General features: G+C 65.1%; 7 protein-coding genes. 3 read left to right on the top strand and 4 right to left on the bottom strand.

What is annotated here, in order from left to right; all coding sequences use genetic code 11:
- A partial coding sequence (locus tag ECTPHS_RS14050; protein ID WP_050814249.1) for a serine hydrolase occupies nt 1–1,428 on the bottom strand: 1,428 nt, incomplete at its 3' end.
- 272 nt (nt 1,429–1,700) lie between these two features.
- Between ECTPHS_RS14050 and tnpA the strand changes: the two genes are divergently transcribed.
- The 3 genes from tnpA (at nt 1,701) to ECTPHS_RS10250 (ending at nt 3,280) form a co-directional block, all read left to right on the top strand.
- Nucleotides 1,701–2,132, top strand: a complete 432-nt coding sequence (gene tnpA, locus ECTPHS_RS10260) for an IS200/IS605 family transposase (protein WP_008932677.1) — start codon at nt 1,701–1,703, stop codon at nt 2,130–2,132.
- Nucleotides 2,133–2,271: 139 nt separating this feature from the next.
- Complete coding sequence (locus tag ECTPHS_RS10255; RefSeq protein WP_141565334.1) at nt 2,272–2,784, top strand: hypothetical protein; 513 nt, start codon at nt 2,272–2,274, stop codon at nt 2,782–2,784.
- Nucleotide 2,785: 1 nt separating this feature from the next.
- Nucleotides 2,786–3,280 carry a hypothetical protein gene (locus ECTPHS_RS10250; RefSeq protein WP_008932675.1) on the top strand — a complete coding sequence of 165 codons (495 nt, stop codon included), beginning with the start codon at nt 2,786–2,788 and terminating at the stop codon, nt 3,278–3,280.
- Between the two features lie 77 nt (nt 3,281–3,357).
- Here the strand turns inward: ECTPHS_RS10250 and ECTPHS_RS10245 are convergent, their stop codons facing one another.
- From ECTPHS_RS10245 to ECTPHS_RS10235, 3 genes are read right to left on the bottom strand one after another with little or no spacing between them, the layout of a single operon-like run.
- The gene (locus ECTPHS_RS10245) at nt 3,358–4,956 is read right to left on the bottom strand and encodes a TolC family protein (protein WP_141565335.1); all 1,599 of its coding nucleotides are present in this window, start codon (nt 4,954–4,956) and stop codon (nt 3,358–3,360) included.
- A gap of 55 nt (nt 4,957–5,011) precedes the next feature.
- Nucleotides 5,012–8,125 (bottom strand): efflux RND transporter permease subunit, encoded by a 3,114-nt coding sequence (locus ECTPHS_RS10240; protein ID WP_008932673.1) that lies wholly within the window; start codon nt 8,123–8,125, stop codon nt 5,012–5,014.
- The gene (locus tag ECTPHS_RS10235) at nt 8,122–9,333 is read right to left on the bottom strand and encodes an efflux RND transporter periplasmic adaptor subunit (RefSeq protein ID WP_008932672.1); all 1,212 of its coding nucleotides are present in this window, start codon (nt 9,331–9,333) and stop codon (nt 8,122–8,124) included. The genes ECTPHS_RS10240 and ECTPHS_RS10235 overlap by 4 nt, the downstream gene beginning before the upstream one ends.
- Nucleotides 9,334–9,374: the final 41 nt, after the last annotated feature.

Genomic DNA, 9,374 nt, shown 5'->3' with positions numbered 1-9,374 from the left:
TATTGCATCCACGATAGGGGCCAGTTCGCTCACGCCGTTGCTTAGAACGACCAGCACCAGCCTCTCCTCGGGAATGCTGACAAGATGACTCCGAAAGCCCCCGGTGCCGCCGTTGTGCCAAATGATCCGCCGTCCTCCGGCGCTGCCGTGTAGCCAAGCCAAGCCGATACCCTCACCTCCACCTGATCTGCGCGGCCTGAGTGCGTCGGCTACCCAGGCCGGTTCGTCGGTCAGCAGACGTTCCCCCAACTCCAGCAATTGCGCTGCGCTTGCCTGCCAGCCGCCCGCCGGCGCGTAGGCATCCATGTGCCAGGATGCCGCAGGTTGGCCGTTTCGACTCCCCTCGGCGCGGCGACCGCGAACCTGATTCGGATCCAGCAGCAACGGGCCCAGCGCGAGCGGTGTCATTACGCGCTCGTCCAGAAGGGTCGGATAATCGGTCGCCGTTGCCCGCGCCAGCAATTGACCGAGCAACGCCATGCCGAGGTTGGAATAGGCGAAATATCCGTGCCTGGCCTCGACGGCCTTATCCGGTACGGCGGCGGTGTCGCGGAAGATCTCCGCTACTGAGCTACCTGCGTAGGGATTGTCGGTGCTGAGCCGTGCCGACATTTCCGGTCCGGTACCCAGGCGCGACAAGCCGGAGTGATGCGTGGCCAATTCCTCTAGCGTAATCGCGGCCAGCCTGGGCGAGAGTGGAATGTCCTCCGGAAACAGGCCGCCGATGGGTTGGTCGGCGCGCACATCACCGTCGGCGATAAGCCGCGCCAGCAGCAACCCCGTCAAACCTTTGGTGATCGAGCCCACCTCGAATACCGTGTGCTCGTCCGGGGCGCGACCGTCCCCAGTATCGCCCACCGCAATGAAACGTCGGCCGTCCGCATCGCGAATACCGACCACGATGGAGGGCAGCGACATGTCCATGGCGGCGCGTTGGAGTAAGGCCTCGATCCAATCGTCGGCGGGCAACCGCCCAGGCTCCAGAGGCGGTGATTCCAGCGGCGGCGCCAAGGTGAGCACAGAGCGTGCGCTGGCAAGCAAGGTTTCAATAACGCCCACGTCGCTAACAAACAGCTCGATGGCCAAGGGCGCATCCCCGCGTTCGTGCCGGGCGAGGCGCAGATAGTGAAATCCACCGCCCTGGGGTGAAACCCGCTCCTCCAGTATTTCCTGTTCGGAGCCGAATTCGTCGCGCAGCTGCCGGCTAACCGCCCGCAGCCCCTCGACGTCGCCCAGCACGTCGCGCAGGTCCTCGCCGAGGAGGGGCCACAGCGGGGCCGGATCGTCGCCGAGCAGGCTCGCCGTGTACTCACGAGCCTGTTGCAAAGGTTCACCATTGGCCACCGTCGTACCGCCTGAAGGCAGGGAGGCGACAAAGAACATTGGCAATATTGCTAGCAGGTACCAGTTTCTGAGAACTCCGTTCATTGTAGCGCTCACCTTTTCACGACATCCGGTCTGTCGCCGGCCAGCGCACGGGTTGTTACCGCATCGGTGGACACGGCGATTGGAGATTGTGCGCCGCGTTTTTCGAAATTAGTAGCCGCGCCACGACCCGCCGGTGGAAAAGCCTGTTCTTAACCAGACTTGGGAAATCCCCCGGCTCTGCCGGGGTGACAGTAGAAGTTTGACATTGTAGGGAGTCCATTGGGAAAACTCCCGGTTGTGAGCCGCCAAGCACACGACACAGGAGAATCCCAATGGACGAATTTGAGAGCCTAAGCCACTCCAAGTGGGAGTGTAAATATCACGTGGTATTCATCCCGAAATATCGTCGCAGGGTCCTTTTTGGCCAATTGAGACGACATTTGGGGGAAGTTTTCTATCGGCTGGCGAGGCAGAAGGAAAGCTGGATTGAAGAGGGGCATGTGATGCCGGACCATGTGCATATGCTGATTTCGATCCCACCAAAGTATGCGGTATCGCAGGTTGTAGGGTACATCAAGGGCAAGAGTGCGATTCACATTGCCCGGGTGTACGGAGAGAGGAAGCGGAATTTTGTAGGCCAGAGTTTCTGGGCCAGGGGATACTTTGTATCGACGGTGGGGCGTGATGAGGAGACGATACGACAGTACATCCGTCACCAGGAAGCCGAAGACAAGCGACTTGACCAGATGAAACTCTGGAACTGAAAGCCACCTTCAGGTGGCCCCATGTTTATGCCGCTTTGAGCGGCTCACATATTAAAGCCCCCGGCTTTGCCGGGGGATACTTACTGCCGAGGCCGATACGCTAGGCGCCTTTGTCGATCAAGTGCCCTCGTACGCCCAGTTGTACGTCCAGCACGGCGCAGAACTGGATAAGCTAAAGCGCCTGTTCGAGGAAGGAGAGGGGCGTTCCGCCGAGGCGGAACGGTACGATGCGGAAGTGGCAGCCGTCGCCGGAGCGGTTACTATCGCGGTGGTCGCTGTCGGCGTGGCCACTTATGTGGTGGCAGCGGTTAATGTGGCGGCTGGCCTCAACCTCGCCGTGCAGATTAGCGTCACAGTAAACATGGCGGTGACGGCAGGTGGTGGTGGTGGCGGAGGTGGCGGCGGCTGCATGGGTTGTCACGCCATTGGGCCGGATGGCAATCTCGACATCTCCACCGCCGCCGTTCGGGTCTCCCAGCTTACTGGCAACCCAGAAATCTACCGCAGAGCCTTGCGAAACCAAGTAAAGCAGGAAATCACCGCCTGCCTGTATGCGGCTCGTAACCAAGGGTTGATACGCCTGCCGAGAAAAGGGCGGAAGGAGATCATAGAAGTGCTTGCCGAGATGAGTTATCGAATGGCGGGGATCTGAAGTGGAAACCGTTTCCGTTACACTGGACTTGAGGGCGCTGATCGTCAATGGCGTGCTGATTGCCGGGTTGCCGGCGCTCGCCTTGCTGGTCGTGGCGTTTTTTTTCTCCGCGGGACAGGGGCGTGCGCTGGCAGTGTTCGCGCTGGTGGTGTTTTGTGGGCTGCTGGCGTTCGTGCTGTTCCAGGGGGGGTACGGTCGGTTGATCGTGGATGGCGAGCGGCTGGCGGTGCGTGCTGGATTCTACGGTGCGAGTTGGCCGCTGTCGGACCTGGAGTGGGTTGAGGACACCCAATCGTTGCTCAACGGAAGCGTGCGGGTGAACGGAGTAGCGATGTACGGCTATCGTGCCGGCTGGTTTCGCAAAGGGAACCAGCGAATATTTTTGTTGGCCACATCGGCCGACCCTGTGTGTTTTATCGTGGACGGTACCGCGCTGTGTCTGGATCGTGGTGCGGCTGCAAGCCTCCCAAGCCTCTTCGACGGCAAGTGGCACTGAGGCGATTTGACGTATCTTATGATTCGAGAATAGCTCAGTTCCGTAGTGATGGCTGATCAACGTTGCAATCAGAAAGGTTATAAAAGTTCGACCCGTTCCGCGCCCGGCGCCTCGATACCCCGCCGCAGGAGCAGGGTGCCGCTTTGGCGGTAGAGTTCGGTCAGGGCCTGGCGGTGACGGATCAGGGATTCAATTTCTTCCAGCTGGCTTTCCAGCAGGTCCCGCTGGGCCTGGGAGACGGCAAGCGCGGTGCCGGTACCCACCCGGAACCGGACCTGTTCGGTCCGCAGTACCTCCTCCTGCAGTTCCCGGGTGAGGCGGGTGGCCTGGATCTGTTCCCGGGTGCGGTTGGCCTCGAACCAGGCATTCTGCACGTCCAGGGCGGTGAGCTGCTGGAGATTGCCCAGGGCCTCCAGGGATTGCTGGCGGGTCAGGCCCGCCCGTTGGGACTCCGCCCGGGCGGCGCGGTTGCCCAGGGGGTGTTCCAGGCGCAGTCCGGCGCTGTAGTCGTAGCCGGGGCCGTCGATTTCTCGCCAGGCCTCGCCGAAGGCGGCGGCATAACCGGTCTGGCCCAGGGTGATGAACAGGTCCAGCCGGGGCAGCAGCCCCTGGCGGGTACGGATCACCTCCAGCTCTCCCCGTTGCACCCGCAGCCGGGCTTCGTTCAGGTCCGGGCGATGGTCCCGGGCCAGGGCCAGGTGCAGGTCCACCGACTCCATCGGGGGAACCTGGTGGTCGGGGCGGTCCAGGGGGGTGACGGCGGTGCCCCAATGGGCCTGTTGCGGATTGATCAGTTGCAGTAGCCGGATGCGGGCTCGGGCCTGGTCGGAACGGGCGTTGATCAGCCCCTGGCGGCGCAGGGCCTCTTCGGCCCGGGCGGCGGTTTCCTCGGTTTCCGGCCGTTCTCCCACCCGGATGCGCTGGCGGGTCTCTTCCAGCTGGCGGCGTGCCACCGCCAGGGATTCCTCAAAGATGGCGGTGCGGCGGCTGGCCAGCACATAGTCCCAGTAGGCCGCTTCCACATCGGCCACCAGGTTTTCGGCAAAGCCGCGAAATTCATACAGGGAGCTTTGGGTATCCAGACGGGCCTGACGCAGGCGGGCCAGGTTGGAGTCGATGCGCGCCCCTTGCAGAAGGGCCTGGGTCAGGGTCAGTCCCGCCCGCGAGGTGAACTGTTCGCGGGTCTGGGTGGACTCGCTGCGCACCGTGCGCAGGGACAGTTCCAGGTCCGTGCCCGTGGGCAGGCGCTGGCGCAGCCCCCCCTCGAAGAGGTCACGGTCAGAACGGGTGATCTGGTCAGGCATTTCCGGGCGCTGGTCGAACTGACGTACCGTTTCATCCCGACGCAGGGACATCTCGGCGAACAGCACCGGGTCGAACACCGCCCGTTCCACCGCCTCGAAGGTACCGGTAATCAGGGGCTGGAGCTGCTGAACCGCCAGGGACCGGTTGTGTGACAGGGCCAGGAACACCGCCTGTTCCACCGACAGGGACAGGGCATCCGGCCCCAGTGCATCCGGGGGTATGGCGGTATCCCGGGACGGGGTGACCACGGGCAGGGCATCAGGGGGGGGCAACCCGTCGGGCAGGTGGGCGTCCAACCGCTCATCCAGCCAGCCGGGCGGGGTGTAATGGGCCGGCGTCTCCTGCCGGGCCTGGGCGCCGCCGCCGAGCATGAGCAGTGCAACGGCCGTCGCCAGGGCGATCCGTGCCGGTCGAAGAGGGGGGCGATCAGGCTGGGGCATGGGTCAAGGGTCCGTCAACGGTCTGTCGGGTGGGTCGGTCCCGGTGGAACAGGGTGTAAAGGGCCGGAATCAGCAGCAGGGTGATCAGGGTGGAACTGATCAGGCCACCGATCACCGCCCGGGCCATGGGGGCCTGGGCCTCGGCGCCTTCACCGAAACCCACCGCCAGGGGGATCAGGGCCAGGATGGTGGTGAGGGAGGTCATGAGGATGGGGCGCAGACGCCGCCGCGAGGCTTCGCGGACCGCGTCACGGACCTTGAGGCCCTCCCGCCGGTGCAGGCGGGCACTCTGGTCCACCAGCAGGATGGCATTGTTCACCGAGATCCCGGCCAGCATGATGATGCCGATCAGGGACTGAACGTTCAACGTGGTGCCCGTGAACAGCAGCATGAGTACCACCCCGATCAAGGCCAGGGGGACGGCGAACATGACGATGAAGGGATCACGCAGGGACTCGTACAGGCTGGCCATCACCATGTAGACCAGGGCAATGGCCATCAGCAGGGCCAGGCCCAGTTCGGTGAAGGCCCGCTGCTGTTCCTCCACGTCGCCGGCGAACAGGATCTCCACATCACGTGGCAGGGGCATGGCCGCCAGTTCGGCGCGAACGTCGGCGACGATGGAGCCCAGGTCACGACCGGAGATGTTGGCATTGACGGTGTTGACCCGCTGCTGCTCCTTGCGCTCGATCTGCAACGGGGCAATGGCCGCCTCCAGACTGACCAGGTTGCGCAGACTGACCGGATCTCCGTCCCGGCCCGGCAGGGTGATGTTGAGGATATCGTCCAGGCTCAGATGCTCGGCGTCCCGGAGCTGGACCCAGATTCGGGTCTCGCTGCCGCCATCCCGGAACTGACCGGCCATGCCGCCGCTCAGCGCGGTTTCCAGGGTGCGGGCCACCTGGGCCACGCTGATGCCCAGGTCGGAGGCCCGGGCGCGGTCAATGCGGACCAGCTGCTGGATGCGTCCATCTTCCCGGCCCAGGCGCACATCGGTGATGCCGTCGATGCTCCGGATCCGGGCGGCCAGGTCGCTGGCGGCCAGATCGATGGTCTCCAGATCAAAGCCGCGGACCTCGATGCTCAGTTGCTCTCCGTCCTGCCCGGCGCCCATGCCCCGCATCATCATCCCCTGGCTGGCGCGAACCCGCACCGTGATGCCGGGGATCTCCGTGACCTGTCGTCGCAGGGCGGTGGCGATCTGTTCCGTGGAGCGGCCGCGTTCCGACAGCGGCACCAGGGCGATGTTCAGGCTGGCGGTGGAAGGGGAGGTGGCCCGAAAGCCCGAGGCCCCCACGCTGGCGATCATGCTGCGCAGCTCCGGGACTTCGGCGGCAATGATGGCTTCGATCCGGCGGACGGCATCATCCAGGACCTCAATGCGGGTACCCGGCTCCATCTCGATGCTCACTCGCAACTGGCCTTCATCCGTGGCGGGCATGAACTCGGTGCCCAAGCGGGGGATCAGGGCCATGGCGCCAACGAAGAGTGTGAGGGTCAGCACGACGACCACCCAGCGATGGTCGAGTGCCCGGTCCAGCAGGGCCAGGTAGCCGCGCTCCAGCCCACCTACCAGGCCGCCGGCCGCGGTTCCCAGTCGATGGATGCCGCCGGGGGTGATACGGGTCTTCACCGTGGCTTCTCGCCCCATCAGCATGGGCACCAGGGTCAGGGCCACCAGCAGGGAGCAGAACAGGCTGAAGGCCACCACCAGGGCCAGCTGCTTGAACAGGATGCCGGCCAGCTCCTGGGCAAAGAACATGGGCAGGAAGATGGCCAGGGTGGTGAGGGTGCTGGCGGTGATGGCGGCGGCCACGTCACCGGTGCCCCGGGTGGCGGCTTCCACCGCGCTCAGGCCTTCCTCCTTGCTGCGGCGGGCGATGTTCTCGATCACCACGATGGCGTTGTCCACCATCAGACCCACGCCCAGGGCCAGGCCGCCCAGGGTCATCAGGTTGAGGGTGAAACCGCCGAAATAGATCAGCCCGAAGGTGGCGATGACCGACACCGGAATGGCGGTGGCGGCCACCAGGGTGAAACGCAGGTGGCGCAGGAAAAACAGCAGCACCAGCACCGCCAGACTGCCGCCGTAGAGGATGGAGCGCCCCACATTCTGGATGGAGCGCTCGATGTGTCCGGCGGTGTCGATGGCGGTGGCGATGTTGAGCTGGGGAAAATCCCGGTCCAGGCGCAGGATTTCTTCCTGCACCGCCCGGGAGACCTGCACCGTGTTCGCATCCGACTGTTTCTGGATGGCCAGACGCACGCCGGGGGCGTCATTGATGCGGATGATGCGGGTGATGCGCTGGTGGGTGTCGCGCACATCGGCCACCTGGTGCAGATGGATGGGGATGCCGTCGCGCACCGCCACCACGGTGGCACGGATCTGATCCAGGTTTTCAAACTCGCCGGGGGTGCGCAGGCGCAGGTCCATGCGGCCCCGCACGATTTCGCCGGCGGGGTGGATGACGTTGGCATCCCGCAGGGCCTGACGGATCTCGTCCAGGCCCAGGCTCAGGGCCTGGAGACGGTCCGGGTCCACTTCCACCCGGATTTCCCGCTCCAGGCCTCCCCAGACATCCACCGCCGCCACGCCGGGCACCCGCTCAAGGCGGGGACGGATGCGGTCGTCGATCAGCCGGCGCAGGTCGATGGGGTCCAGGTTGCCGCCCACGCCGATCAGCAGGATCGGGAAGGCGGCGCTGTCAAAGCGCCGGACCAGAGGGCGTCCGGCTTCTTCGGGCAGGGCGTTGATGATGCGGTCGAGACGATCCCGTACCTCGTTGGTGGCGGCGTCCAGGTTGGTCCCCCAGCCAAAGGAGACCCGCACGCTGCTGGAGCCTTCCGATGAGGTGGACGTGACTTCCTCCACCCCGGGGACCGCCGAGACGGCTTCCTCCACCGGTCGGGTGATGAGCTGCTCGATCTCGTCGGGACCGGCATTTTCATAGCTGGTCATGATCGAGACGGTGGGAAAGGTAATGTCCGGCATCAGGTCGATGGGCAGGCGGAACAGGGACATCAGCCCCAGGGTGACCACGATGGCCGTCACCATGGCCGTGAAGATGGGACGCGGAACGGTGAAGACGGCCGGGTTCATGGCTCGGTGCTCCCGGCCTGGGCCTGATCCGGCGCATCCCGCTCCACCGGTCGCAGGCGTGTCCCGTCGCTGATCAGGTGATGACCCAGGGTGACCACCCGGCCTTCCAGGGCCGGGCTGATGATCTGGACCCGATCCCGCTCCTCGATGCCGGTGTCCACCGGGACAAACCGAGCCGTGGGTCCCGCATCCGTGGCCTCGATCAGGAACAGGCCGGATCTGCCCTGTCGTTCCACCAGGGCATCCACGGGGACCAGGGTGACATCGGACAGGGCGCGGGTGGTGATCCGGGCCTCCACGAACATGCCGGGCCGCAGGCGTTGATCCTCATTGGGGACATGGATCTCCACCCGTGCCTGGCGGGAGGCTTCGCGAAATTCCGGCGACAGCCGTTCCACCCAACCCGTGAATGTCTCTCCCGGGTAGGCAATGGTGGTCAGGGTCACCGGCTGACCCGGTGCCAGGCGGGCATAGTCCCGCTCGGTGACGAACACCCGGGCCCGCAGGGGGGTGAGATCCACCAGGGCCAGGATGGGGGTGTTGGCCTGCAGGATACTGCCCCGATCCACGAAACGGTCCGCCACCAGCCACTGGGTGTCTTCCGCCTTGGCATCGGCGTGGATGCGCGTAAAGGCCTGTCGGATTTCCGCGTTGCGCACGGCGGCCTGACGCTGGTCGATCTGGGAACGGGCCAGGGCCACCCGAGCCTGCTGGGCCTCCAGTTCGGTCTGTGCCGCTTCCAGTTCGGACTGGGAGGCGATGCGCTGTGCCCGCAATTCCTGAGTGCGGGTCAGGGTGCGCCGGGCGGCGGCCAGGGCGGCCTGGGACTCTCCCAGACTGGCCCGGGCCACGGCCAGTTCGGCCCGGGCCTGCTCCAGGTTTTGCACCACCTCGTCGTCATCCAGCTCCGCCAGCAGGGTGCCGGGCGCCACGGCATCGCCGATATCCACGTGCAGATGTTCCAGGCGCCCGGCAATCCGGGTGGCCACCTCCACCCGGTGGGCGGCCACCAGAGAGCCGGTGAAGACCACCCGTTCGGTGATGTCGCCGCGGGTGATCGGCGCCACGGCCACGGGTACGGTCGTGGAACCACGCTGGGAGGCGGGGGCCTGGGAGGCATCCTCTTCGCCGCCCAGCCGGAACAGGAGCAGGATGAGCAACACGAGGGCGGCCGTGGCGGCCACGGTAAGCAGGCGTTTTTTGTTCATCGGTGGCGTTGATTGTCCTGAAACGTGGGCAATGCATCCAA

Source organism: Ectothiorhodospira sp. PHS-1 (genome assembly GCF_000225005.1).
Classification (GTDB): Bacteria; Pseudomonadota; Gammaproteobacteria; order Ectothiorhodospirales; family Ectothiorhodospiraceae; genus Ectothiorhodospira.
This window is presented reverse-complemented; position numbering and strand designations above follow the sequence as displayed.